Annotated in this window: 22 protein-coding genes and 1 pseudogene; 5 read left to right on the top strand and 18 right to left on the bottom strand. The window is 54.1% G+C overall.

Annotation, left to right across the window (positions count from 1 at the left end):
- Positions 1-2 precede the first annotated feature (2 nt).
- A complete protein-coding gene (locus tag AOY24_RS09465) occupies positions 3-1,250 on the bottom strand; it encodes an IS1 family transposase (RefSeq protein ID WP_054176535.1) in 1,248 nt (415 codons plus the stop codon).
- 133 nt (positions 1,251-1,383) lie between these two features.
- Here AOY24_RS09465 and AOY24_RS09460 point away from each other — a divergent pair, with 133 nt between their 5' ends.
- Together AOY24_RS09460 and AOY24_RS09455 are read left to right on the top strand one after the other, a co-directional pair.
- Positions 1,384-2,937 carry a bifunctional UDP-sugar hydrolase/5'-nucleotidase gene (locus tag AOY24_RS09460; protein ID WP_054176534.1) on the top strand — a complete coding sequence of 518 codons (1,554 nt, stop codon included), beginning with the start codon at positions 1,384-1,386 and terminating at the stop codon, positions 2,935-2,937.
- Between the two features lie 23 nt (positions 2,938-2,960).
- Complete coding sequence (locus AOY24_RS09455) at positions 2,961-4,496, top strand: aryl-sulfate sulfotransferase N-terminal domain-containing protein (RefSeq protein ID WP_054176533.1); 1,536 nt, start codon at positions 2,961-2,963, stop codon at positions 4,494-4,496.
- A 59-nt stretch (positions 4,497-4,555) separates the two neighbouring features.
- Here AOY24_RS09455 and purL read toward each other — a convergent pair whose 3' ends face one another.
- Positions 4,556-8,443, bottom strand: coding sequence for a phosphoribosylformylglycinamidine synthase (purL, locus tag AOY24_RS09450; RefSeq protein WP_054176532.1), 3,888 nt, complete (start codon positions 8,441-8,443; stop codon positions 4,556-4,558).
- Between the two features lie 261 nt (positions 8,444-8,704).
- Here purL and mltF point away from each other — a divergent pair, with 261 nt between their 5' ends.
- Entirely contained in the window at positions 8,705-10,255 is a 1,551-nt protein-coding gene (gene mltF, locus AOY24_RS09445) for a membrane-bound lytic murein transglycosylase MltF (protein ID WP_044253141.1), read from the top strand.
- Positions 10,256-10,270: 15 nt separating this feature from the next.
- Here mltF and tadA read toward each other — a convergent pair whose 3' ends face one another.
- From tadA to murQ, 4 genes are read right to left on the bottom strand one after another with little or no spacing between them, the layout of a single operon-like run.
- Complete coding sequence (tadA, locus tag AOY24_RS09440; RefSeq protein ID WP_072185382.1) at positions 10,271-10,789, bottom strand: tRNA adenosine(34) deaminase TadA; 519 nt, start codon at positions 10,787-10,789, stop codon at positions 10,271-10,273.
- A 43-nt stretch (positions 10,790-10,832) separates the two neighbouring features.
- On the bottom strand, positions 10,833-11,468 hold the full coding sequence (gene yfhb, locus AOY24_RS09435; protein ID WP_042999789.1) for a phosphatidylglycerophosphatase C: 636 nt from the start codon (positions 11,466-11,468) through the stop codon (positions 10,833-10,835).
- A 3-nt stretch (positions 11,469-11,471) separates the two neighbouring features.
- Positions 11,472-12,836: a PTS transporter subunit EIIC gene (locus tag AOY24_RS09430; RefSeq protein ID WP_054176530.1), complete on the bottom strand. Its 1,365-nt coding sequence runs from the start codon at positions 12,834-12,836 to the stop codon at positions 11,472-11,474.
- A 2-nt stretch (positions 12,837-12,838) separates the two neighbouring features.
- Positions 12,839-13,741 carry an N-acetylmuramic acid 6-phosphate etherase gene (murQ, locus tag AOY24_RS09425; protein WP_054176529.1) on the bottom strand — a complete coding sequence of 301 codons (903 nt, stop codon included), beginning with the start codon at positions 13,739-13,741 and terminating at the stop codon, positions 12,839-12,841.
- Between the two features lie 116 nt (positions 13,742-13,857).
- Here murQ and AOY24_RS09420 point away from each other — a divergent pair, with 116 nt between their 5' ends.
- Positions 13,858-14,706: a MurR/RpiR family transcriptional regulator gene (locus tag AOY24_RS09420; RefSeq protein WP_042999786.1), complete on the top strand. Its 849-nt coding sequence runs from the start codon at positions 13,858-13,860 to the stop codon at positions 14,704-14,706.
- Positions 14,707-14,761: 55 nt separating this feature from the next.
- Positions 14,762-15,022: a YfhL family 4Fe-4S dicluster ferredoxin gene (locus AOY24_RS09415; protein WP_042999785.1), complete on the top strand. Its 261-nt coding sequence runs from the start codon at positions 14,762-14,764 to the stop codon at positions 15,020-15,022.
- Here AOY24_RS09415 and acpS read toward each other — a convergent pair.
- From acpS to rseD, 12 genes and pseudogenes are all read right to left on the bottom strand, one after another.
- On the bottom strand, positions 15,019-15,399 hold the full coding sequence (gene acpS, locus AOY24_RS09410; protein ID WP_042999784.1) for a holo-ACP synthase: 381 nt from the start codon (positions 15,397-15,399) through the stop codon (positions 15,019-15,021). The genes AOY24_RS09415 and acpS overlap by 4 nt on opposite strands.
- On the bottom strand, positions 15,399-16,130 hold the full coding sequence (gene pdxJ / locus AOY24_RS09405; protein ID WP_042999783.1) for a pyridoxine 5'-phosphate synthase: 732 nt from the start codon (positions 16,128-16,130) through the stop codon (positions 15,399-15,401). Before pdxJ ends, acpS begins: the two co-directional genes overlap by 1 nt.
- Before the next feature lie 16 nt (positions 16,131-16,146).
- A complete protein-coding gene (gene recO / locus AOY24_RS09400; protein ID WP_054176587.1) occupies positions 16,147-16,857 on the bottom strand; it encodes a DNA repair protein RecO in 711 nt (236 codons plus the stop codon).
- Between the two features lie 29 nt (positions 16,858-16,886).
- Positions 16,887-17,792: a GTPase Era gene (gene era / locus AOY24_RS09395; protein WP_042999782.1), complete on the bottom strand. Its 906-nt coding sequence runs from the start codon at positions 17,790-17,792 to the stop codon at positions 16,887-16,889.
- A complete protein-coding gene (gene rnc, locus AOY24_RS09390; protein ID WP_042291512.1) occupies positions 17,789-18,469 on the bottom strand; it encodes a ribonuclease III in 681 nt (226 codons plus the stop codon). Before rnc ends, era begins: the two co-directional genes overlap by 4 nt.
- A gap of 273 nt (positions 18,470-18,742) precedes the next feature.
- Positions 18,743-19,717: a signal peptidase I gene (gene lepB / locus AOY24_RS09385; RefSeq protein WP_042999781.1), complete on the bottom strand. Its 975-nt coding sequence runs from the start codon at positions 19,715-19,717 to the stop codon at positions 18,743-18,745.
- A gap of 16 nt (positions 19,718-19,733) precedes the next feature.
- Complete coding sequence (gene lepA, locus AOY24_RS09380; protein WP_042999780.1) at positions 19,734-21,533, bottom strand: translation elongation factor 4; 1,800 nt, start codon at positions 21,531-21,533, stop codon at positions 19,734-19,736.
- A 282-nt stretch (positions 21,534-21,815) separates the two neighbouring features.
- On the bottom strand, positions 21,816-22,295 hold the full coding sequence (rseC, locus tag AOY24_RS09375) for a SoxR-reducing system protein RseC (protein ID WP_044253150.1): 480 nt from the start codon (positions 22,293-22,295) through the stop codon (positions 21,816-21,818).
- Positions 22,292-23,248: a sigma-E factor regulatory protein RseB gene (gene rseB, locus AOY24_RS09370; protein ID WP_054176528.1), complete on the bottom strand. Its 957-nt coding sequence runs from the start codon at positions 23,246-23,248 to the stop codon at positions 22,292-22,294. The genes rseC and rseB overlap by 4 nt, the downstream gene beginning before the upstream one ends.
- Positions 23,248-23,898, bottom strand: coding sequence for an anti-sigma-E factor RseA (gene rseA, locus AOY24_RS09365; protein ID WP_042999714.1), 651 nt, complete (start codon positions 23,896-23,898; stop codon positions 23,248-23,250). Before rseA ends, rseB begins: the two co-directional genes overlap by 1 nt.
- A 30-nt stretch (positions 23,899-23,928) precedes the next feature.
- On the bottom strand, positions 23,929-24,504 hold the full coding sequence (gene rpoE / locus AOY24_RS09360; protein ID WP_054176527.1) for an RNA polymerase sigma factor RpoE: 576 nt from the start codon (positions 24,502-24,504) through the stop codon (positions 23,929-23,931).
- Positions 24,501-24,666: pseudogene (gene rseD, locus AOY24_RS24860) on the bottom strand (rpoE leader peptide RseD). The gene rpoE and the pseudogene rseD overlap by 4 nt, the downstream one beginning before the upstream one ends.
- Between the last annotated feature and the right edge of the window lie 218 nt (positions 24,667-24,884).

Below are 24,884 nucleotides of genomic sequence, written 5' to 3'. Positions count from 1 at the left end.
AATTAACGATAGTGATTATAAAGATACGCAAGGCACACGACATGCCGGCTCAACACCTTCGGCCCTAATCCTGACTGACCCGAGGACCACGGGTGCGTATACAGCCAGCGAACAAAGACATCGCTGGCGCGCAGAGAAACCGGAGCAATGTTCCCGGCCTGCTTTTGCCCGGTTAATGAGCAGACGATCTTATCCGCTCCGCCGCAACTCCACCGCTGCCAGACATTGTTCCACCACCCAATGTTCCACCTGCCTGTCAGCCTGTACTCCGCCTCTGTCCCGGATGGCGGGTTGGCATCTTCCAGCACAAACCACAGATTCGTCGTACCACGCTGTACTTCCGCTGACCAGGCCGTAATCGCTGCGCCACGCAGCACACACTCGTGCGCCAGGTAGTGATCGGTGATAGCAGGAAACCGCCGTTTCAACCGCTGGAAATGACCGTGAATCGCGATCGCAGGGCGAAGGATACACCCGCGATCGTTGCCTTTCAGTCGCGCACTGCCATAGTGAATTTCATCAAACTGACATCTTTGCATGAACTGCATTTCCTGCCAGCGAAGGGACTCCACCGAGCACTCATGCGCCATTTGCGGCACAGGACTCGCCGAACCGGTATAAAGCAAAGAGTCACCTACCGCCTCATCACAGTAGTTAGTTGTGACCTGGAGAATATGACCAGAACAGGCATCAGCGCTGATCACCACATACAGCCGCTGTTCTGCCGCCTGTCCCTGGAAAGGCAACGCCAGAACCTTTGTCGCAACGCGTTTCACATCACGGTTAGCATGATGCGCTTGCTGCTCACACCAGTTAACCGCTTTCGCCAGCAGTCGATATTGCGTGGTTTCTGCCGCGTAATCACCCTGCTGAAGTCGCAAGAGAAACGGCTCGATGGTGCGTTCGAAACAGCGCTTCGTCTGTCGGGGAGTGAAAACCGTCCGACAAAGACGACACTGGAATCGACTATGACCTGCCTGCGTTCGCCCATAGCGAATCACGTCGCTGGCAGAGCAGTGCGGGCATTCTGTTCCGGTTGCGTCCGGTTTATTTTTTATTAACCGTGCAAACCAGTGGTTAAATTCACGCTCATTAAATAAGGGGGGCAGACTGCCACATTTCTGGCATTCCAGCGCCGCATACCCCAGACGATAAACGGGATAAAGATAGTCAGCCGCTTCCGCCACGCCGAGATTGGGGCACGACCAACTTTTACAAACATTGAGATGTATTTTGTCCTGGATTTCCATTTCACTCGACCAACTGATTTTGTCAGTCGAATAACTCTGGCGGTTATTCAGATTTACTGTCGTGAGGAGCCTCACAAAATCCAGGCAAGCGGAAACGAAAATAGCACTCTCATTTATACGTTAAGGATAAACAATGAAAAAACGCTTGATTGCCTCGTTACTCATCGCTGGATATGCGGGATATGCCTGTGCGCAGGATGTTACCGTCATCTATACCAATGATCTCCACGCCCACGTTGAACCGTATAAACTGCCGTATATTGCTGAAGGTAAACGGGAGATTGGCGGTTTTGCTAATATTTCCACACTGGTTAAACAGGAAAAAGCTAAAAATAAGGCGACGTTTTATTTTGATGCCGGTGATTATTTTACCGGTCCATATATAAGCAGCCTGACTAAAGGAAAAGCAATTATCGATATAATGAATACAATGTCGGTGGATGCGGCCTCTGTCGGGAATCATGAATTTGACCATGGCTGGGATAATACCCTTTTGCAGTTCAGCCAGGCGACGTTCCCTATTTTATTGGGTAACGTTTTTTTTAAGAACAGCACTCTGCCCTTCTGGAATAAACCGTACACTATTGTGGAAAAAGACGGCGTCAAAATCGGTGTCATCGGTTTGCACGGTGTGTTTGCCTTCGACGATACGGTGTCGTCAGCCATGCGCCAGGGAATTGAAGCGCGTGATGAAGTCAAGTATCTACAGCGCTATCTGGATGAGCTGCGTGGAAAAGTGGATATCACCGTCGCGTTAATGCACGAAGGCACACCGGCGCGCCAGTCCAGCATCGGCAATGCGGACGTCAGACGTGCGCTGGATAAGGATATTCAGACCGCAAAACAGGTCAAAGGCCTCGATCTTCTCATTACTGGCCATGCGCATGTTGGCACGCCAGAACCAATTAAAGTGGGCAATACCCTCATCCTCTCGACCGACAGCGGTGGCATTGATATCGGTAAACTGGTGCTGGATGTCAACACAAAAAACCATCGTCACACGGTTAAAAGCTTTGAACTGAAAACAATTTATGCGGATGAATGGAAACCCGATCCGGTCACGCAGAAGGTGATTGATGGCTGGAACAAAAAGCTCGCGGAAACCGTGAGCCAAAAAGTGGGTGAAACGCCGATTGCGTTGACCCGGGCCTATGGCGAGTCCTCATCGCTGGGTAACCTGTTTACCGATGCCATGCTGTTCGCCGCGCCTGATGCGCAACTTGCGCTGACCAATTCGGGCGGTTTACGCGCCGATCTCAATCCTGGCCCCCTCACGCTTGGCGATATTATTAGCGCCTTCCCGTTCCCTAATGAACTGACCGTGATGGATTTAACGGGTAAATCATTACGCAATCTGATGGAGCATGGGGCGTCGCTGAGCAACGGCGTATTACAGATGTCGAAAGGCGCTGAAATGCGCTACGACCCGCGTAAACCGGTCGGCCAGCGCGTGACGGCATTTACACTTAACGGCAAAAACATTGTCGATACGCAAACCTATCGCGTGGCAACCAACAGTTTCCTCGCGCCGGGCGGTGATGGTTTTATGGCTTTTACCGACGGTAAAAATAAGCAGGTCCGCGGTGGATATAACCTCTCCGATGCGGTGATTGATTACCTGAAAAAAGGCAACGTCATCGACCCTCAGCAAGTCAATGAAATGCGCGTAAGTGAAGTCAAACACTAATCTTATTTAATCAGGTGGATACTATGGCAATTATTTATACTGGAACAGTGCTCGCTCCGGCAAACAATCAGCTTGCTGCCTGGCTCAAGTTTCAACTGGACATACCTGCCACATTTTCATATACCGTGTTAAAAAGGACGACAAGTCAGACAAGCGTAGACTTTTCTTTCACGTCAAGCGAGTTGATTGACGATACCACGACAGAAATTAAAATCCCGGTGATTGGCCTTTACGCTAATTATAACAACCAGGTTCAGGTCATTTTCAAAAATCAGGCGGGGAATGAAATTTTCAACAGTACGATCCAGGTTAGCACACGCGATCAAATTTATCGTGAAGCGACCATTTTTCATCTTAACATTGAGCAAAACGATCCCGCAAAATTTGCCAGTGTGTGGGGAAACAGTTGGTTAATGACAACCAATTGCGATGGTTATGACCAAAACGGTGACCTCCGCTGTTATTTCGCGCAACCTTATCGCAACCAAATGTTAAGAACGCACGATGGGTATTTTTACATAGGTAGCGACGAGGACGAACATTGGTATGGCCGTCGCTTCTTTAAAATTGATATTCTTGGCAATGAAATCCTTGAATATGATTTACGCGATAGTGATGGCAATCTTTACGCAAATACGCACGATCTAGCCTGGGATTCGGCAAATAACCTTTATATGATCGGTAACGATATACCGGATCGTTCGACATCTACAATGAGACAGGATGCCTGGATCTTAAAATTCAATGAACAGTCGGGGAAAATGATCTGGGCCAAAAATTACACTCGCGCCTTCGATAACGCCTCGATTCTGAATAATAGCCCAACCAATGATGCGCATCTTAACTCACTCTCCTGGATCCCAGCAGGCTCTGAAAACAGTGAGGCTATTATTGTCCACACCCGTTCAGCCGGGATAACTTTTGGCGTATCGCCAGAAGATGGCCGGATTCTCTGGACAATCGATACTGGCGGTTTCAACCCACAATTCCCTGAAGATCAATCGGTTATAAATATCAGTACAACCGGAATTGGCGATAATGAAAACGGCGGCCATACCGTTTTAGTCACCAGTAATAGCGCATTTTCCAGTCTCACAGATTACAACGCAGGGAAGTTTGTCCTTTCTGTCTTTGATAACCGCTCTTGCATAACGTCTGATGGTCAGCCTGTTATCCGCCCTATCGACGCGGAAGCAGACGCTGCAAAGCAGTATCAAACCCTGGAAGCTCGTGTTCTGTTTTACGCCGTTGATTTAACGGCCAGAACCATCACGAAAGCAGCAGAACCTATTTCATTGGCATCAGCCCGTGTCCCACAAGTAACGGACTTCATGGGGGCGGTTTTTGATCACAATGACAACTACACTATCTATACCAACCACGCGCGTTCTTTCTTTATCAGCGACGCCAGCGGGAATTTCATTGCAACGATTTACGATCTTATCTGTTCACTGGATGGCTATCCGGAGTTTCCTGGAGAATGCTACCGGGCAAGGCTATTTGCCAGCAATGAACTCACCGCTCTGATCAACGTTGGGTTTGATACCGCGAACAACTGATACCGTTCAGTAAAAAAAACCCGGTGTTTATTTCACCGGGTTTTTCTGTTTCAGAAGGTTTATCCCAACTGCTTGCGGGCGTTACGGAAGATACGCATCCACGGACCGTCCTCACCCCAGTTTTCCGGGTGCCATGAGTTACTGACGGTACGGTACACACGTTCCGGATGCGGCATCATCACCGTCACACGACCACTTTCCGTGGTGACAGCGGTAATCCCATTCGGCGAGCCGTTCGGGTTAGCCGGGTAGGTTTCCGTTACATTGCCAAAGTTATCAACAAAGCGCAGTGCGACCAGACCTTTGCTTTCCAGCGCCGCCAGATGGGCTGCGTCGCGAACTTCAACGCGCCCTTCTCCGTGCGAGACGGCGATAGGCATCATTGACCCGACCATGCCCTGCAGCAACAGAGACGGGCTCTGGGTCACCTCAACCAGGCTGAAGCGGGCTTCAAAGCGATCCGAATGGTTACGCACAAAGCGCGGCCACAGGTCACTGCCCGGGATCAGTTCACGCAGATTCGACATCATCTGACAGCCGTTACACACACCCAGCGCCAGCGTTTGTGGACGATGGAAGAAGGTTTCGAACTCATCGCGCACGCGGTTGTTGAACAGAATTGATTTCGCCCAGCCCTCACCCGCGCCCAGTACGTCGCCGTAAGAGAAGCCGCCGCAGGCCACCAGCGCCTGGAAGTTACCCAGACCCGTGCGGCCACCGAGCAGATCGCTCATGTGCACGTCAATCGCGTCAAAGCCTGCACGCTGGAACGCCGCAGCCATTTCGACGTGGGAGTTCACCCCTTGCTCACGCAGTACCGCCACTTTCGGACGCGCACCGGTTGCAATATACGGTGCGGCGATATCGTCATTAATATCAAAGGTCAGCTTCGCGCTAAGGCCCGGATCGGCATCGTTGGTTTTCGCATCGTGCTCCTGATCGGCGCACTCCGGGTTATCACGCAGACGCTGCATTTGCCAGGTGGTTTCGGCCCACCAGATGCGAAGCGTCGTGCGACTTTCGCTGAAGACGGTCTGACCGTTGGCTTCGATAACAAAACGATCGCCCGTGACGGCCTGACCCAGGTAATGTACGCAATCGCCCAGACCGTGTTGCGCCAGCAGTGCTTCCACCGCCTCGCGATCCGCTGCGCGAACCTGAATCACCGCGCCAAGTTCTTCGTTGAACAACGCCGCCAGACGATCGTCGCCCAGTGCGGCGATATCCGCCTGAACCCCACAGTGGCCGGTAAAGGCCATTTCCGCCAGCGTCACCAGCAGGCCGCCATCGGAACGGTCGTGATAAGCGAGCAGTTTACGTTGCGCCACCAGCGCCTGCATCGCGTCGTAGAAGCCCTTCAGTTGCGCGACGTCACGCACATCTGCCGGCGTATCGCCAAGCTGGCGGTATACCTGCGCCAGCGCCGTCGCACCCAGCGCGTTGTGGCCACGGCCCAGGTCGATCAGCAGCAGCGCGTTGTCTTCAGTAAAAAGCTGCGGGGTGATGGTATGACGCACATCTTCCACGCGCGCAAAAGCGGAAATCACCAGCGACAGCGGCGAGGTCATTTCGCGCTGTTCGTTGCCTTCCTGCCAGCGGGTTTTCATCGACATCGAGTCTTTACCCACCGGAATCGTCAGACCCAGCGCCGGACAGAGTTCTTCACCGACCGCTTTCACCGCTTCGTATAAACCGGCATCTTCGCCCGGGTGACCGGCTGCGGCCATCCAGTTAGCGGAAAGCTTAATGCGTTTGATATCGCCAATCTGCGTTGCCGCGATATTGGTCAATGCTTCCCCGACCGCCAGACGGGCAGAAGCGGAGAAGTCGAGCAGCGCCACTGGCGCACGTTCGCCGATCGACATCGCTTCACCGTAGTAGCTGTCGAGGCTGGCGGTGGTCACCGCGCAGTTCGCCACCGGCACCTGCCACGGACCGACCATCTGATCGCGAGACACCATCCCGGTCACAGTACGGTCGCCAATGGTGACCAGGAAGGTTTTTTCCGCCACCGTCGGCAGATGCAGAACGCGTTTAACTGCATCCGCAATGGTGATGTCAGCACGATCCAGTGCCTCACCTTTCGCCTTCAGCGTCTGAACGTCGCGGGTCATCTTCGGCGTTTTGCCGAGCAGTACGTCAAGCGGCAGATCGATAGGCTGGTTGTTGAAGTGACGATCGTTTAGCGACAGATGCTGTTCTTCGGTCGCCTCACCAATTACCGCATACGGCGCGCGCTCGCGCTTACACAGCTCGTCGAACAGTGGCAGTTGGTCCGCCGCCACCGCCAGCACGTAACGTTCCTGGGACTCGTTACACCAGATCTCCAGCGGACTCATACCCGGCTCATCGCTGAGGATGTCACGCAGTTCGAATTTACCGCCGCGTCCGCCGTCGCTAACCAGTTCAGGCATCGCGTTCGACAGACCGCCGGCGCCAACGTCGTGGATAAACAGGATCGGGTTGGCGTCACCCAACTGCCAGCAGCGGTCGATCACTTCCTGGCAGCGGCGTTCCATCTCCGGGTTATCACGCTGTACCGAGGCAAAATCAAGATCCGCGTCAGACTGGCCGGAGGCCATCGAGGAAGCCGCGCCGCCGCCCAGGCCGATATTCATCGCCGGACCGCCGAGAACGATCAGCTTCGCCCCGACGACGATCTCGCCTTTCTGTACGTGATCGGCACGGATGTTACCAATCCCGCCCGCCAGCATGATCGGCTTGTGATAGCCGCGCAGCTCTTCGCCATTGTGGCTGTTCACTTTTTCTTCGTAAGTACGGAAATAGCCGTTCAGCGCAGGACGACCAAATTCATTGTTAAACGCCGCGCCGCCCAGCGGGCCTTCAGTCATGATATCCAGCGCGGTCACAATACGCTCTGGCTTGCCGAAGTCTTCTTCCCACGGCTGCTCAAAGCCCGGAATGCGCAGGTTAGAAACGGAGAAGCCCACCAGACCGGCTTTTGGCTTCGCGCCGCGTCCGGTTGCCCCTTCATCACGGATTTCACCGCCGGAACCAGTCGCCGCCCCCGGCCACGGAGAGATCGCCGTCGGGTGGTTATGGGTTTCCACCTTCATCAGGATGTGCGCCGGCTCCTGGTGGAAGTCATAGCGACCGGTCGCGTGGTCGGCAAAGTAACGCCCCACTTCAGACCCTTCCATCACCGCCGCGTTATCTTTATACGCGGAAAGCACGTGGTCCGGTGTGGTTTCAAAGGTGTTTTTGATCATCTTGAACAGCGACTTCGGCTGTTGCTTGCCATCGATGATCCAGTCGGCGTTGAAAATCTTGTGGCGGCAGTGCTCAGAGTTCGCCTGCGCAAACATGTAGAGTTCGATGTCGTTCGGGTTGCGCCCCAGTCGGGTAAACGCGTCCTGCAGGTAATCAATTTCGTCATCCGCCAGCGCCAGACCGAGACGCAGGTTAGCATCAATCAGCGCCTGACGGCCTTCACCCAGCAGGTCAACACTTGCAACAGGCGCCGGCTGATGGTGAGCAAACAGTTTTTCCGCATCGGTTAACGAAGAGAACACCGTCTCCATCATTCGATCGTGCAGTTCAGCGGCAACCCACTGCCACTGCTCAGCGCTTAGCGTGGAGGCCTCAACGTAATAAGCGACGCCGCGTTCCAGACGGTCAATTTGTTGCAGACCGCAGTTATGGGCGATATCTGTCGCTTTGGAAGACCAGGGGGAGATGGTGCCAGGGCGCGGCGTCACCAGCAGCAGTTTCCCTTCCGGGGTGTGGCTGCTCAGGCTGGGACCGTATTTCAGCAGACGGGCAAGCTGCGCGTGCTCATCCTCGTTCAACGGAGCGTTCAGGTCAGCGAAATGGACGTACTCGGCGTAAATATTGCTTACCTGGAGGTTGGCAGCCTGAAAACGTGCCAGCAGTTTGTTAATACGGAATGCGGACAGTGCAGGCGAACCACGCAGAATTTCCATCATAAGTCTCTCGTCTTCTAAGCTAAGCTTTCGGTGTGCCCAAGTGGGGAAACGGGCGTCATTATAAAGAATCTGAGCCGCCGACGAAACCGTTTGCGTCGAAATAAAATCCACCGCCGTTATTGTCATACGATGCTGCCAATGGCTGTAATTAGTTGCCAACTGGCGCAAGTTTAAGCAAAATGCCGCTCATTGATGAATACTCCTGGCCTTTCTATTCTTTTTCCCATCCTGAGGCAACGCACGGTTCAGAGAATTAACTAATTGAAAAAATTAAAGATTAATTATCTGTTCATCGGCATACTGACGCTGCTGCTGGCGGCGGCCCTCTGGCCCTCTATCCCCTGGTTCGGTAAAGCCGATAATCGTATCGCCGCGATCCAGTCGCGGGGAGAGTTGCGCGTGAGCACAATTGAGTCGCCGCTCACCTGGGCGAAACTCGACGGTAAGCCGTACGGGCTCGATTACGAGCTGGCGCAGCAGTTCGCCAGCTATCTGGGGGTAAAACTGAAGATTACCGTCCGCCAGAACATCAGCCAGCTGTTTGACGATCTGGATAATGGTGACGCCGACCTGCTGGCGGCCGGGCTGGTCTACAACAGTGAACGAGTGAAAAACTATCAGCCGGGGCCGACTTACTATTCGGTATCCCAGCAACTGGTCTACAAAGTGGGTCAGTATCGTCCCCGAACGTTGGGCAGCGTGACGGAAAGTCAACTCACTATCACGCCGGGACACGTGGTGGCAAACGATCTGCAAACGCTGAAACAGACAAAATACCCTGAGCTGAGCTGGCGGATCGATGAGAAAAAAGGCTCAACGGAACTGCTGGATGCGGTGATTGCCGGACAGCTGGATTACACCATTGCCGACTCTGTCGCCATCAGCCTCTACCAACGCGTTCATCCCGAACTTGCTGTTGCGCTGGATATCACCGACGAACAGCCGGTGACCTGGTTTAGTCAGCTGGATGATGACAACACGCTGTCTGCCGCCCTGCTCGATTTCTTCAACGGCATGAATGAGGACGGCTCCCTGGCGCGTCTCGAAGAAAAATATCTGGGGCACGGCGATGATTTTGACTATGTCGATACCCGCACCTTTCTGCGCGCGGTTGATGCCATGCTCCCCGACCTGAAACCTCTGTTTGAAAAACACGCCCAGGAGATTGGCTGGCAGCTGCTTGCGGCGATCTCCTGGCAGGAATCGCATTGGGATCCGCAGGCCACATCACCAACCGGCGTGCGCGGCATGATGATGCTCACCAAAAACACCGCACAAAGTCTCGGTCTGACCGACAGAACCGATCCTGAGCAGAGCATCAGCGGTGGAGCACGCTACTTACAGGACATGATGAGTAAAGTGCCGGACACCGTACCCGAGAACGAGCGTATCTGGTTTGCGCTGGCGGCCTATAACATGGGTTATGCGCATATGCTTGATGCGCGTGCGCTGACAGCCAAAACGAAGGGAAACCCGGACAGTTGGGCTGACGTCAAACAGCGTCTGCCGTTGCTCAGTCAAAAACAGTATTACAGCAAGCTGACCTACGGCTATGCGCGCGGACATGAGGCCTACGCCTACGTTGAAAACATCCGTAAATATCAGATAAGCCTGCAGGGCTATTTGCAGGAGAAAGAAAAGCAACTGGCTGAAGAGATGAAACTGGCACAAGAGTATCCGGTCGTCTCACCAACGGAATTTGGCAAACAGCGGCGACCACTCGCCGCCTTCCTGTCGCAATCGTCATCCAGTTATCTGACGCACTCGCCGTCGCTGCTGCGTTTACCGCAGAAGAAAGAGGACAAAGAGTAAACAGAACCGCAATGCCTACTGGCTTGCGGCTTTCTTCAACGCTTTGATCTCCTGACGGCGCATGCGGAAGAAATCGCTGAGCAGCGTCGCACACTCCTCACGCAATATTCCTTCAGTGACCTCAACGCGATGATTCATTCCCGGATGATGCAGAACATCCATCAGCGAACCGGCAGCGCCGGTTTTAGCATCGCGCGCGCCGAACACCACATGGCGGATACGGCTGTGCACCATCGCGCCAGCGCACATGACGCACGGCTCAAGGGTCACATACAGCGTCGCGTCAATCAGACGATAATTTTGCAGGACGATGCCGCCCTGACGTAGCGCCATGATCTCTGCGTGCGCGGTGGGATCGTGATGGCCAATCGGGCGGTTCCAGCCTTCACCGATCACGCGATTGTTGTGCACTAATACGGCACCGACCGGGACTTCACGTTCATCCCAGGCGCGCTTCGCCAGCGTTAACGCATGACGCATCCAGTATTCGTGACTAAATTCAACATCTGACAAAGGGGTTACTCCGGTAATCATTGCGGGCGCATTATACAGGGTCGCGATACCCTTCGTCTTTCAACTATTCCAGTTGCTGGAGTTCTCCACGAGGCGTGACGCGCCAGCGGTGCTGGCAAAAATAGAGCAGCGGGTTGTCCTGATTGCTGTCGCTGTAGCCGCTGTAAAGGCGCAGTGGCGTGCCGATTTTACGCTCCAGCTGTGCAACTTTTTCATGCCCCAGACAGCGCAGGGTCAGCACCCAACCGCCGTACCCCCGCTTCATCTGGCTGGCGATCAGATTCACGCGCGGCAGCCACGGCGTATCAACATAAACCTGTTCCACCAGCGACTGCGGCGAACCGGTGATGAGCCAGATATCGGCATCGGAGCTGAGCAGATAGGTGGTCAGACGCTCTTGTACCTGAGGAAACGCCGTAACGTTCTGTCGAAACCATCGAACAAAATCGGCCTGCCTGGCCTGTAGACTGGCCTCGCTGTGGCCGAAGGTACATCCCCACAACAGCAGACTCATCGGCCAGCGCGCAGCGCGTCCTTTAATCAATAACGCACCGACAATCACGGGCAACAACGGCAGCACAAGCAGCGCATTCAGCGGCTGGCGACGCAACAGATAGCGCAGGAAACTGCCAAACATATCCTGCTGATGTAGCGTACCATCCAAATCAAAAAAAACGACACGACGCGCGTGATTGGTCAAACCTTACTCCTCGGGATCGTTGGATCCTAACAGCCAGGTAAACAGGAACCCGGCTATCACTGCTACTAAATAGCCTAACAGATAGAACATCACTTTTCCGGCAACAATCGTTAACGCCAGCGGTAGTCCGGAAATACCGAAGGTGATGACGGTGGCGACCTTCCAGTAGCTGATCAGCGCTCCGCCTACTGCGCCACCAAGACAGGCACCAATAAACGGTTTGCCCAGAGGAAGCGTGACGCCAAAAATCAGCGGTTCGCCAATACCGAGTAATCCCACCGGTAACGCCCCCTTAATCACTTTTTTCAACCGCGGGTTACGGGTTTTCATTAGCACGGCAATTGCCGCGCCCACTTGCCCGACGCCCGCCATCGCCAGAATGGGAAAGAGCGCGTTATAGCCATGCGCCTGCACCAGCTCAACGTGAATCGGCACCAGCCCCTGATGCAGCCCCGTCAGCACCAGTGGCAGGAAGGTTCCCGCCAGAACCGCGCCGACCAGAAAGCCGCCGCGATCGATAGCCCAGGACGCGCCGTGAGCAATAGACTCCGAAATCCAGCCGCCCAGCGGTTGCAGCGCCACAATCGCAATCGAGCCGGTGATGATGGTCGTCAGTAGCGGATTGAGGATAAGCTCCAGCGAGCCGGGTAACACGTCGCGGAATTTACGCTCGATCCAGCACATCAGCGCCACCACCAGCAGCACGGCAATCACCCCACCACGGCCTGGCTGGAGCGCTTCACCAAACAGCGTAATTTGCGCCAGTTGCGGACTCGACAGAATGCCCGCCATCACGCCGCCCATCGCCAGCGAACCACCGAAGACTTTGGCGGTATTCACCCCCACCAGAATGTTCATGATGGCGAAAACTGCACTGCCGAATATCCCCATCAGCCCCAGCATGTTGGGGTAATGGGTGGCGAAATCGCCGACGATATCCGGGCGTTTGAGAATGTTAATGATGCCGGTGATTAAACCGGAGGCGATAAACGCCGGGATCAGGGGAATAAAAACATTCGCCAGCTTGCGTAGCGCATCGCTCATCGGCGCTTTGTACTTTGCTTTGGCCTGCGATTTCGTGCGCTCAATGTCATCGACTGCCGGGCGCGCGCTCCCCTGCGCCAACAGCGCTCGCATGGCATCAACGACCTTTGCCGCCTTTCCGGGCCCGACGATGATCTGATGCTGCGCCCCCTGCTTCACATAGCCACTGACGCCCGGTAGCTGTTTCAGATGCGGGATATCCAACAGCGTATCGTCTTTCACTTCCACCCGGACGCGCGTCATACAATTTTCCAGACGCAGAATATTTTGTTCTCCGCCTATTCCCAGCAGAATATCGCTGGCAAGGGTCGCCATCTTATCCATAGTTACCTCGATGAATCAGCTAACGCAGCGCGTAAGAATCCCTGATGGGCGGCCAGTTTTTCGCGCGCCGCATCAGCATTGAGACCGCTCAGCGCCATAAGAATGGCCGGTTTCACGTCAAAATCGGTCTGTCTGAGCAGCGTTTCCGCCTCAGCGCGGGCAATGCCTGTGGCTTCAACCACCATTCGACACGCGCGGTCCATCAGTTTGATATTGGTGGCTTTCATATCCACCATCAGGTTCTGGTACACCTTGCCAAACTTCACCATCGCCCCGGTGGAGATCATATTGAGCACCAGCTTTTGCGCGGTACCGGATTTCAGACGCGTTGAGCCTGTCAGCGCCTCAGGCCCTACTACGGGTGAAATCGCAATATCCGCTTCCTGCGCAATCGGCGAGTCCGGATTACAGGAGATAGCAACCGTGGTACAACCCGTTTTGCGGGCATATTTCAGTCCACCGATGACATACGGCGTACGCCCTGATGCCGCCAGCCCAACCACCAGATCCTGCGGCACGAGGTTCAGGGCAATAAGATCGTCTTCACCGAGCTGCGCGTTGTCTTCTGCCCCTTCAACGGCTTTCAGCAATGCTCCCGGACCACCGGCGATTAGCCCCACCACCAGACCATGAGGAACGCCAAACGTCGGTGGGCATTCAGACGCATCCAGCACGCCGAGTCGCCCACTGGTCCCTGCGCCCATATAGATAATCCGACCACCGGATTTTAACGCTTCAGCCGCGGCATCGACGGCGCTCGCAACATCGGGCAATGTTGCTTTTACTGCTTTCGCTACCAGCGTATCCTGTTGATTAAAACGGTGAACCAGATCCAGCGTTGATAACGCGTCGAGGTCCATTGTTTGCGGATTACGGGTTTCTGATACTAAAGCGCCGAGATTCATGTTTGCTCCTCAGGAATTTTTAATTCATATTAACGACCAATAATGGAATATAATATTCGTGCAGGCGAGTGAAATTTCATTTTGTCGCCGCCATCACGTTTTCGTCAGGAGAGACCATGAACTGTTTAATTCGCATCCGCCAGCGCTACCCGGGATTTGCGCAGAGCGATAAAAAACTCGCGGACTATCTTCTGATACAACCCGACACTGCCCGCCACCTTAGCTCTCAGCAACTGGCCGCCGAAGCGGGCGTCAGTCAGTCGAGCGTGGTGAAGTTCGCACAAAAGCTCGGCTATAAGGGATTCCCGGCGTTGAAACTGGCGATCAGCGAAGCGCTGGTCAGCAATCCGAACCCGCATTCGGTGCCAGTGCATAACCAGATCCGTGGCGACGATCCCCTGCGTCTGGTCGGCGAGAAACTGATCAAAGAGAATGTGGCGGCGATGCATGCCACGCTGGATGTCAACACGGAAGAGAAGCTGAGCGAAAGCGTGACGATGCTGCGTAACGCCCGTCGGATCGTGTTAACCGGGATTGGTGCCTCCGGCCTGGTAGCGCAGAATTTTGCCTGGAAGCTGATGAAAATCGGCCTGAACGCTATTGTTGAGCGCGATATGCATGCGCTGTTGGCCACGGTTCAGGCGCTGACGCCGGACGATCTGCTGTTAGCGATTTCCTACAGCGGCGAACGTCGGGAACTGAACCTGGCGGCAGAAGAGACTTTACGCGTCGGCGGGCAGATCCTGGCGATCACGGGTTTCACCCCTAATGGGCTTCAGCAGCGCGCCAGCCACTGCCTGTATACCATCGCGGAAGAACAGGCCACCCGCAGTGCGGCGATCTCTTCAACCCACGCGCAAATGATGCTCACCGATCTGCTTTTTATGGCGCTGGTACAGCAGGATCTGGAGCACGCACCTGAACGTATTCGCCACAGCGAGGCGCTGGTAAAAAAACTGGTCTGAGCAAGGAATGCGCGTATAATGCCCGCCCGGTTTGTGTTGTTTTGAGAGTTTCCTGATGGCCCTGTTAATCACGAAAAAATGCATCAATTGCGATATGTGCGAACCCGAATGTCCAAATGAGGCCATTTCGATGGGTGACAGCATCTATGAGATTAACAGCGACAAATGCACCGAGTGCGTCGGGCATTACGACACGCCCACCTGCCAGAAGGTGTGCCCGATCCCCAATACGATCCTCAAAGACCCGGCACATGTCGAAACGGAAGAACAACTGTGGGACAAATTTGTCCAGATGCACCACGCCGATAAAATCTAACTTTCGATAATGACCGTGGCGCAGGCATAGTGACGTTCGTCGGCCAGCGTTACGTGCATATGCGCAACGCCTAGTTTTTCCGCCAGCGCTAACGCCTCTCCCCACAACCGCAAGCGCGGTTTACCAAGTTCGTCGTTAAACACTTCAAACTGATTAAATGCCAGCCCATTGCGAATACCGGTACCAAAAGCTTTCGCCGCCGCCTCTTTGACGGCAAAGCGTTTTGCCAGAAAACGCACCGGCTGCTGGTGCGTTTCCCAGATAGCCCACTCGTTAGCGCTGAGCACTCGTCGGGCAAGCCGGTCACCGGAACGGGAGATCACCGCTTCAATGCGCGCAATCTCCACGATATCGGTGCCTAATCCAAGAATGGCCATTAGCCGCGCGCTTCCAGCATCAAACGTTTCATTTCCGCGACGGCGTCTTTCAGCCCGCTCATCACCGCACGACCGATAATCGCATGACCGATATTCAGCTCGTGCATTTCCGGCAGTGCGGCAATGGCTTTGACGTTGTGATAGGTCAGGCCGTGTCCCGCATTGACTTTCAGCCCCAGGCTGGCGGCGAAGGTGGCGGCTTTCGCGATGCGCGCCAGTTCCTGCGCCTGTTCCGCATCGGTTTTCGCATCCGCATAGCAGCCGGTATGAATTTCAATGTACGGTGCGCCGACGTCAGCAGCCGCTTTGATTTGCGCGTCATCGGCGTCAATAAACAGCGACACAAGGATCCCGGCGTCAGCCAGACGTTTACAGGCATCACGCATTTTGTCGCGCTGCCCGGCCACATCCAGGCCGCCTTCGGTGGTCACTTCCTGGCGCTTTTCCGGCACCAGGCAGCAAAAATGCGGTTTGGTTTCCACGGCAATCGCCAGCATCTCTTCCGTCACCGCCATTTCCAGGTTCATACGCGTGTCCAGCGTCTGGCGCAGAATGCGGACATCGCGATCGGTAATGTGACGGCGATCTTCACGTAAATGGACGGTAATGCCATCAGCCCCCGCCTGCTCGGCAATGAATGCCGCCTGAACCGGATCCGGATATGCAGTACCGCGTGCATTACGTAACGTGGCAATGTGGTCAATGTTGACGCCTAACAGTAATTCAGCCATGACAATCCTCGTGATTTTATGTTCGCTTCGGCATGAACTGCCGGAATAATTCGCGGCTCTTTAAGGGTTTACCACCAAGATACGGCTTCAGCGCTATGCGGGTAAAGCGTTTCGCCGCGCGTAGCGTATCAACATCCGGAAATTCACGTTCTGCCAGCGCCCGCAGATGGCGTCCGGTAAAGGTGCTGTTGTCAATCACAACGCTGGCGATAAAGCCTTTTTCTTCGCGGTAGCTGTAGGTCATGGTGTCATCCACCGGCTCACCGCTGCCCGCACAGTGCAGGAAATCGACTCCATACCCGAGGTGGCCGAGCAGCGCCAGTTCAAAACGACGCAGCACGGGTTCCGGCGTTCCCGTAGCCCCCGCCAGTGCCTGAATGCAATGCAGATAATCGAAAAAGAGTTCAGAAAAGCGGGTTTCGTGCTCCAGCACGCGGGCGAGCAGTTCGTTGACGTACAGGCCGCTGTACAGCGTGATACCGCTCAGAGGGAGCGCCAGAGAAACCGCTTCCGCGCTACGCAGCGTTTTGACGTCGCCACGTCCGCCAAAGCGGACTAACAGGGGGGTAAAAGGTTGAAGGGCACCTTTCAGATTAGAGCGTTTAGAACGTGCGCCTTTAGCAACAAGACGCACGCGACCCGACTCTTCCGTGAAGACGTCCAGCATCAGGCTGGTTTCGCTCCAGGGGCGACTATGCAGGACAAATGCGCGCTGCCAGCCCTCCATCATACTCGTCGCCTGTTCGGAGCGCAGGTTTAGAGATCGTCGACGTAACCGAGACTGCGCAGCGCGCGTTCGTCATCGGCCCAGCCGGATTTCACTTTCACCCACAGTTCAAGATGAACCGGGGCTTCGAACATTTCCTGCATGTCTTTACGCGCTTCAATACCGATGGTCTTGATTTTGGCCCCTTTGTTGCCAATAACCATCTTCTTTTGCCCTTCGCGCTCAACGAGGATCAGCCCGTTGATGTCATAACCGCCGCGCTCGTTTGACACGAAGCGTTCGATTTCCACAGTCACGGAGTACGGCAGTTCAGCGCCAAGGAAACGCATCAGCTTTTCACGGATGATTTCAGAAGCCATAAAACGCTGTGAGCGATCGGTGATGTAATCTTCCGGGAAGTGATGCTCCGCTTCAGGCAGATGCTTGCGCACGATGCCTGCGACGGTGTCGACATTCATCCCGGTTTCCGCAGAGATCGGTACGATGTCGAGGAAGTCCATCTGGCTTGCCAGGAACTGCAAATGCGGCAGCAGATCGGCTTTTTCCTGCACGTTATCTACTTTGTTGACGGCCAGAATCACCGGCGCTTTACCGTCACGCAGTTTATTGAGCACCATCTCGTCATCCGGCGTCCAGCGGGTGCCTTCCACCACAAAGATCACCAGTTCAACATCACCAATGGAGCTGCTGGCCGCTTTGTTCATCAGACGGTTAATCGCGCGTTTTTCTTCCATGTGCAGACCCGGAGTATCGACGTAAATCGCCTGCCAGGGCCCTTCGGTATGGATCCCGACAATACGGTGACGCGTGGTCTGCGCTTTACGGGAGGTGATCGAAATCTTCTGCCCGAGCAGGTTGTTCAACAGCGTGGATTTGCCAACGTTCGGACGACCGACGATGGCAATAAATCCGCAATAGGTTTTTTCGTCGCTCATTCCAGCTCCAGTTTTTTCAACGCCTGTTCGGCGGCAGCCTGTTCCGCCTTGCGACGGCTCGAACCTGTGCCAACCACCGGTTCACTCAGGCCGCTGACCTGGCAGTGGATAGTAAATTCCTGATCGTGCGCTTCACCACGCACCTGTACCACCAGATAAGACGGCAGCGGCAGATGGCGACCCTGCAAATACTCCTGCAAACGCGTTTTCGGATCTTTTTGCTTATCGCCAGGACTGATTTCGTCCAGACGAGTCTGATACCAGTTGAGGATCAGCTTTTCGACGGTCTGAATGTCACTGTCAAGGAAAACCCCGCCAATCAACGCTTCGACGGTATCGGCCAGAATCGATTCGCGACGGAAGCCACCGCTTTTCAGTTCGCCAGGCCCTAAGCGCAGACATTCGCCCAGATCAAACTCGCGGGCTAATTCAGCCAGCGTATTCCCGCGCACCAGCGTCGCGCGCATACGACTCATATCACCCTCGTCCACTCGCGGGAAACGGTGATACAGCGCATTCGCAATCACAAAACTTAAAATTGAGTCGCCAAGAAATTCTAAACGCTCGTTATGTTTGCTGCTGGCACTGCGATGGGTTAATGCCTGCTGCAACAACTCCTGATGAGTAAAAGTGTAGCCCAGCTTCCGTTGAAGCCGATTAATTACGATGGGGTTCATGCGATACCAATAAATAAATGCGTCAACAATTCAGCACACGAAACAGACCTGATATATGTAGCATCCTTCCGGCCGCGTTAAGCAGCTTATGTACGCTCATATAGGGGGACCAACGCTGTTTCGTGTGCCGTGGCGACCTGGAGGCGCCAACCTGAAACTTCGGGGGAATATTCTATACACAACGACGAGGGATGTCGTTAGCCTGGGCAGATTTATCGAAGAAATAATTCACGTTGCCGTCATAACGACGACAACGTGAACGATTCGCGGCAATTAGTGGATACCACCAATGCGGCTTAAACGAACGCCAGTCGGCCATTCGCCTTCTTGTTTGTCGAAACTCATCCAGATGGCAGTGGCTTTACCGACCAGATTCGCTTCCGGGACAAAGCCCCAGTAACGGCTGTCCGCGCTGTTATCGCGGTTGTCGCCCATCATGAAATACTGGCCCGGCGGCACAATCCAGGTCGCCAGCGGCTGCCCGGACTGCTGGTAATACATCCCCACCTGATCCTGAGCAATCGGCACGGTCAGAATACGGTGCGTCACGTCGCCCAGCGTCTCTTTACGCTCGGACAGACGAATACCGTTCTCTTTCGTTTCACTCAGCGGGATCTCAAAGAAACCACTGGTGGCTTCACCACCGTTACGACGTGCAAACGTCTGCACAAAATCGCTCGGCTGAACATCGCTATAGGTGACCGGCAGGGCGTTCTCACACGCCTGACCCGAACGGCAACCCGGCTGAATAGTCACTTCTTTCGCGACCGGATCATAGGTCACTTTATCACCAGGCAAACCGACCGCTCGCTTGATGTAATCCAGACGTGGATCTTCCGGGTATTTAAAGACCACGATATCACCGCGTTTGGGATGACCCGTTTCGATCAGGGTTTTCTGGTAAATCGGATCTTTAATACCGTAGGCAAATTTCTCCACCAGAATAAAGTCACCGATCAACAACGTCGGCATCATCGAACCCGATGGGATCTGGAAAGGTTCATAGATGAACGAACGCACAACCAGCACGATAGCCAGCACCGGGAAAACCGAAGCGCCAGTTTCCAGCCAGCCAGGCTTCGGCGAGACTTTTTTCAGCGTTGCCTTATCCAGTGAATCTCCGGCTGCAGCCTGTACCGCCGCCTGACGCTCCCGACGTTTTGGTGCGAAGATAAATTTATCCACGCACCATAAAATGCCCGTGACCAATGTGGCAATCACCAGAATCAGGGCAAACATATTCGCCATGCCAACTCCTTAAGGATTATTTGCTGTCTTTGCCGACATGCAGAATGGCGAGGAACGCTTCCTGAGGCAGCTCAACGTTACCGATCTGCTTCATCCGCTTCTTACCTTCTTTCTGCTTCTGCAACAGCTTTTTCTTACGGCTGATATCGCCGCCATAGCATTTTGCCAGAACGTTTTTACGCAACTGTTTCACAGTAGAACGCGCAATGATATGCGTCCCGATCGCCGCCTGGATCGCAATATCGAACTGTTGACGTGGGATCAGATCTTTCATCTTCTCCACCAGCTCACGACCACGGCTCTGCGAGTTATCACGGTGAGTGATCAGCGCCAGCGCATCGACACGTTCGTTGTTGATCAAGACATCAACACGCACCATGTCGGAGGCCTGGAAGCGTTTAAAGTTGTAATCCAGCGACGCATAACCGCGCGAGGTGGACTTCAGGCGGTCAAAGAAGTCGAGTACCACTTCAGCCATCGGGATTTCATAAGTCAGCGCCACCTGGTTACCGTGGTAAACCATGTTGGTCTGCACGCCACGCTTCTCAATACACAGGGTAATCACGTTACCGAGGTATGCCTGAGGCAACAGCATGTGACATTCCGCGATCGGCTCGCGCAACTCATAGATGTTATTCAGCGGTGGCAGCTTGGACGGGCTGTCGACGTAAATCGTCTCTTTCGCGGTGGTTTCGACTTCATACACAACCGTCGGCGCGGTGGTGATCAGGTCGAGATCGTATTCACGTTCCAGACGCTCCTGAATGATCTCCATGTGTAACAGACCAAGGAAGCCACAGCGGAAGCCGAAGCCCAGCGCAGTAGAACTTTCCGGCTCATAGAACAGAGAGGCGTCGTTGAGGCTAAGCTTGCCCAGCGCGTCGCGGAAGTTCTCGTAATCATCAGAGCTGACCGGGAACAGGCCCGCATAAACCTGCGGTTTTACCTTTTTGAAGCCTGGCAGCGCTTTTTCTGCCGGGTTACGTGCCTGAGTCAGGGTATCGCCAACCGGTGCGCCGAGGATGTCTTTAATCGCACACACCAGCCAACCTACCTCGCCGCACTTCAGCTCGGTACGATCAACCTGTTTAGGCGTGAAGATCCCCAGACGGTCAGCGTTATAGGTCTGACCGGTACTCATCACTTTGATTTTGTCGCCTTTACGCAGGGTACCGTTTTTAATACGCACCAGCGAGACAACGCCGAGATAGTTATCGAACCAGGAGTCGATGATCAGCGCCTGTAACGGTCCATCCGGATCGCCCTGCGGCGGCGGAATATCACGCACCAGACGTTCCAGAACGTCGGTCACGCCCACGCCAGTTTTCGCCGAGCAGCGCACGGCATCAGTCGCATCAATACCAACGATGTCTTCAATCTCTTCGGCGACACGCTCGGGATCGGCGGCTGGCAGGTCAATTTTATTGAGGACCGGCACCACTTCGAGATCCATTTCCATCGCGGTGTAGCAGTTTGCCAGGGTTTGCGCTTCGACGCCCTGCCCGGCATCCACCACCAGCAGTGCGCCTTCACAAGCGGCAAGCGAACGAGAAACTTCATACGAGAAGTCAACGTGGCCTGGGGTGTCGATGAAGTTAAGCTGGTATGTTTCACCATCAGCGGATTTGAAATCGAGCGTTACGCTCTGCGCTTTGATAGTAATACCGCGCTCACGCTCAAGATCCATCGAGTCGAGAACCTGCGCTTCCATTTCACGGTCAGACAGGCCACCGCAGATCTGAATAATACGGTCAGACAGCGTCGATTTACCGTGGTCGATGTGAGCAATGATCGAAAAGTTACGTATGTTCTTCATATAGTGTAATTATTGTGCCTTACGCCTGGTTGGACAGGCTTTGAGAAGTCGCTGTTCTGAGCTTAACGTCTGTTTAACTGAAACGCCGCATTCTACACTACAACGCTGAGGCGAGGAAATGTTCATAAAGTCAGGATAGCGGGAACTGGAAACGGCATCGCTTTTCTGATGTAAAACATCGTAAGAGAAGCATGATGCCCGATGGCGCAAGCTTATCGGGTCTACTGGACTTGCTGACCGTTTGTAAGTCGGATAAGGCGAAACCGCCATCCGGCAAGAATATCATGGTGCCGTTTCGGTGGAGGGCGTTTCAACGCGAATCGTACTGGATGGGAGAGCAACATTAAGAATAACGGGTTGCCAGGCTTCGCGTTCAGCCAGCTTGCGGGAATAGCCACGGGCAATCAGGAATCCGCCGACGCCGCCCAGTATCGCGCCGCTTAACGCCGCGAGATCTGAGCCAAACAGCACCTGAAACAGGGAGGCGATGAGGAATAACCCCACCAGCGGCGACAGATAAACCAGCATGGCGGAACCTAACAGACTGCCTTCGGCAATCCCCAGCTCCACTTTCTGCCCAGGTTCTAACGGCACATCGCTCGCCACCACAATGGTATGCGTGGTCTGCGGCCCGAGTTTATTCAGCACGCGGGTGCCACATCCTGAACGTGAAGCGCAGCTGCTGCAGGACGCTTTCACATCACAGCTCACCAATGCCTCACCGTTTTGCCATGACACCACGGTAGCCCACTCTTTGATCATTGCGCGGCTCCGAACTTAATGGTGTCGGCAATGCGCTTCGCTGTCTGCGGCGGCAATTCACCCACGATGGTAATTTCCGCGTTGTCGCGTACGCTGGTGCTGACCGTTCTGCGCCCGGTGCGCAGCATCTGGTCGGTGCTGGCCTGAGTCGCCCGATTGACGTTAATAGAGAAGCTAAACAGACCGTCGGAGTAGAGACGCGATTCAATCGGCATGTTGTCCATCGTTGGCAACGGTCTGCGCCCGCTGGACACTTCGCTAAACCCTTTCGGAAGCCAGGTCGGATTCCAGCTGAATTTGGCTTTTTCACCCGCCGGAACAGAGAGCAGCGGCGGCAAACTGGCTTTCGCCAGCGTCTGCATGCCGCTACCGGCATCCTGATTCACGGTGAAGGCAATCACCCGGAATTGCTCTAACGTTTCGCCATCGCGATCGAGGAGATCGACCCGCATCGGCAGCTTCGTTTCCGTATCCATCCAGACAATATAGCTGTAACGCGTGCCATCACGCGCGACCACGCGAATCACTTCGCACAGGCGATCGGCAATTCGGGTACGACCCACAGCAATAAAATCATAGTAGGGAGCAAGACGTTTGAAATCGGTATAGATAAGCGACGGCAGGGAGTCGACGATATAGTCACCGTTCAGAGTGAACGGTTCGAGTCCAGGCTCGAAGTAGCTAATTTCATTTCCGCGCTGGACCACTTCACGACGCGGACCATCCATTTGCAGCAGCTGCGCAAGCGGACGATTTTCCAGGCGAGCATGGCGATAACGCAGAGACTCAACGCCTTGTTTCGTGATGCTGACGAATGACAGCTCGTAATTGAGTGACTGGCTCGCCACATTCATCTGCTGCAACAACGCCCCGGACGCAGTATTGCCCGAGGCGTTGACAGAGAAGAACAGGCTACCCGTCACAAGTGACATGGCAAACCAAAGTTGCTTCATTACTGCGATTGCGTTCCTAAAGTTTGAATTCCTGGCACCTGAACAGCGGCTTGCTGTGTCTGTGCCTGCTCAAACTGAAGCTGTTCGGAGTGCAGTCGGCGTTGCAGTTCGTAATCCTGCAACATGGCGTTGATCCGACGACGCTGCTCCTGTACCTGCTGCTGTTGCCCACCATTCGCGGTCGCATCAGAAGGTACTCCCAGGCTTACCGGGCTGGCTTTACCCATCATCGGCAAAGTATTAAAGACCGGCGTTTCAGGCTGCTGGGACGTTTCAGATTGTCCATTATAGTGCTGGACACCAACGATAACTGCAAGCGATACGCACGCGGCAACGCCCATTTGGGTAAGTTGCGCGGCCCACGGACGCATTTTTTTCCAGAATGGCATTTTCTGCCATTGCTGCGGCGCAGGCTGGGCCTCTGGAATGAATGGCACCGTATTGCGTACCGGCTCATCTTCAATAGCGGCCATTACGCGAGCGGAAATATCGAAATGAAGCACCTCAGGTGTATCACCCCGCATTGAATCACGGATCAGGTGATAGCTTTCCCAGGTTTTTTGCATATCCGAATCGTGAGCCAGTTCGTTAAGTAACTCACTATCCAGCGTCTCGCCATCCATTAAAGCGGAAAGTTTTTCTTTCTGCATGCCTAATACCTTTTCCAGTATCCGCTATCGTCAACGCCTGATAAGCGGTTGAACTTTATTATCAATAGCTTCCCGAGCTCGGAAGATACGTGAACGCACCGTACCCACCGGACAATCCATGATAGCGGCTATCTCTTCATAGCTCAGGCCATCCAGCTCCCGCAAGGTTATTGCCATACGTAAATCTTCCGGGAGGGAGTCAATAGTTCGGAAAACTATCTGTCTCAGTTCTTCTGACAACATTAAGTTCTCAGGGTTCGAAATTTCTTTCAGCGCACCGCCACTTTCGAAGTTTTCTGCTTCAATCGCATCAACATCGCTTGATGGCGGACGACGCCCCTGAGCCACCAGGTAATTCTTCGCTGTATTCACCGCAATGCGATACAGCCAGGTATAAAAAGCACTATCTCCCCGGAACGAGTCCAGCGCACGGTAGGCTTTAATAAATGATTCTTGCACCACATCGGGAACATCGCCCGACGGGACATAACGGGAAACCAGACTCGCCACTTTATGCTGGTAGCGTACTACCAGTAAATTGAAGGCCTTCTGATCTCCCTTCTGGACCCGTTCAACCAGGACCTGGTCCGTTAACTGCTCGCTCATCCGAGGTAAAGTCTCCCCAAACCAAATTTCCACGCGTTCGCGAAACGCCACTCCATTAGCTGCACTATGAGCAAGCAACAGGTTAGAGTGTCTCGTTTTTGTAAAGTTCCGTTACGCATCTGTTTTTTGTTTGTCATGTTGTAGACGGTCATTATCTCTCATTATAAGTCTACCGAGTCTGAACAACGCACTATCTTTAAAAATGCCCATAAACCGGTTGCAGAGTAACCCAACGGCCACTTTATTTCATCCTCTAATCTGATGCTTACGGCCCGCCGCGCAAAATGGTTTCCCCACCTGACATCCTTTTACATCGCACCGTTTTGTTTAGTCATTACAACAATACTGAAAATAAAACGTGCTGAATCGCAGATTCTGGT

The organism is Citrobacter sp. CtB7.12 (assembly GCF_001297795.1).
Lineage (GTDB): Bacteria > Pseudomonadota > Gammaproteobacteria > Enterobacterales > Enterobacteriaceae > Citrobacter_A > Citrobacter_A amalonaticus.
The sequence above is the reverse complement of the archived record's forward strand: the minus strand, read 5'-3'. Positions and strand labels throughout refer to the sequence as shown.

Bases quoted from the DNA above. Each gene is read 5' to 3' on its own strand.
- lepB (WP_042999781.1), bottom strand. From the start codon at position 19,717: ATGGCGAATATGTTTGCCCTGATTCTGGTGATTGCCACATTGGTCACG.
- rseB (WP_054176528.1), bottom strand. From the start codon at position 23,248: ATGAAGCAACTTTGGTTTGCCATGTCACTTGTGACGGGTAGCCTGTTC.
- purL (WP_054176532.1), bottom strand. From the start codon at position 8,443: ATGATGGAAATTCTGCGTGGTTCGCCTGCACTGTCCGCATTCCGTATT.
- AOY24_RS09415 (WP_042999785.1), top strand. From the start codon at position 14,762: ATGGCCCTGTTAATCACGAAAAAATGCATCAATTGCGATATGTGCGAA.
- AOY24_RS09430 (WP_054176530.1), bottom strand. From the start codon at position 12,836: ATGGATAAGATGGCGACCCTTGCCAGCGATATTCTGCTGGGAATAGGC.
- tadA (WP_072185382.1), bottom strand. From the start codon at position 10,789: ATGATTACCGGAGTAACCCCTTTGTCAGATGTTGAATTTAGTCACGAA.
- murQ (WP_054176529.1), bottom strand. From the start codon at position 13,741: ATGAATCTCGGCGCTTTAGTATCAGAAACCCGTAATCCGCAAACAATG.
- rseC (WP_044253150.1), bottom strand. From the start codon at position 22,295: ATGATCAAAGAGTGGGCTACCGTGGTGTCATGGCAAAACGGTGAGGCA.
- AOY24_RS09455 (WP_054176533.1), top strand. From the start codon at position 2,961: ATGGCAATTATTTATACTGGAACAGTGCTCGCTCCGGCAAACAATCAG.
- AOY24_RS09420 (WP_042999786.1), top strand. From the start codon at position 13,858: ATGAACTGTTTAATTCGCATCCGCCAGCGCTACCCGGGATTTGCGCAG.
- lepA (WP_042999780.1), bottom strand. From the start codon at position 21,533: ATGAAGAACATACGTAACTTTTCGATCATTGCTCACATCGACCACGGT.
- rnc (WP_042291512.1), bottom strand. From the start codon at position 18,469: ATGAACCCCATCGTAATTAATCGGCTTCAACGGAAGCTGGGCTACACT.
- recO (WP_054176587.1), bottom strand. From the start codon at position 16,857: ATGGAGGGCTGGCAGCGCGCATTTGTCCTGCATAGTCGCCCCTGGAGC.
- rseA (WP_042999714.1), bottom strand. From the start codon at position 23,898: ATGCAGAAAGAAAAACTTTCCGCTTTAATGGATGGCGAGACGCTGGAT.
- pdxJ (WP_042999783.1), bottom strand. From the start codon at position 16,130: ATGGCTGAATTACTGTTAGGCGTCAACATTGACCACATTGCCACGTTA.
- acpS (WP_042999784.1), bottom strand. From the start codon at position 15,399: ATGGCCATTCTTGGATTAGGCACCGATATCGTGGAGATTGCGCGCATT.
- AOY24_RS09465 (WP_054176535.1), bottom strand. From the start codon at position 1,250: ATGGAAATCCAGGACAAAATACATCTCAATGTTTGTAAAAGTTGGTCG.
- rpoE (WP_054176527.1), bottom strand. From the start codon at position 24,504: ATGAGCGAGCAGTTAACGGACCAGGTCCTGGTTGAACGGGTCCAGAAG.
- era (WP_042999782.1), bottom strand. From the start codon at position 17,792: ATGAGCGACGAAAAAACCTATTGCGGATTTATTGCCATCGTCGGTCGT.
- AOY24_RS09460 (WP_054176534.1), top strand. From the start codon at position 1,384: ATGAAAAAACGCTTGATTGCCTCGTTACTCATCGCTGGATATGCGGGA.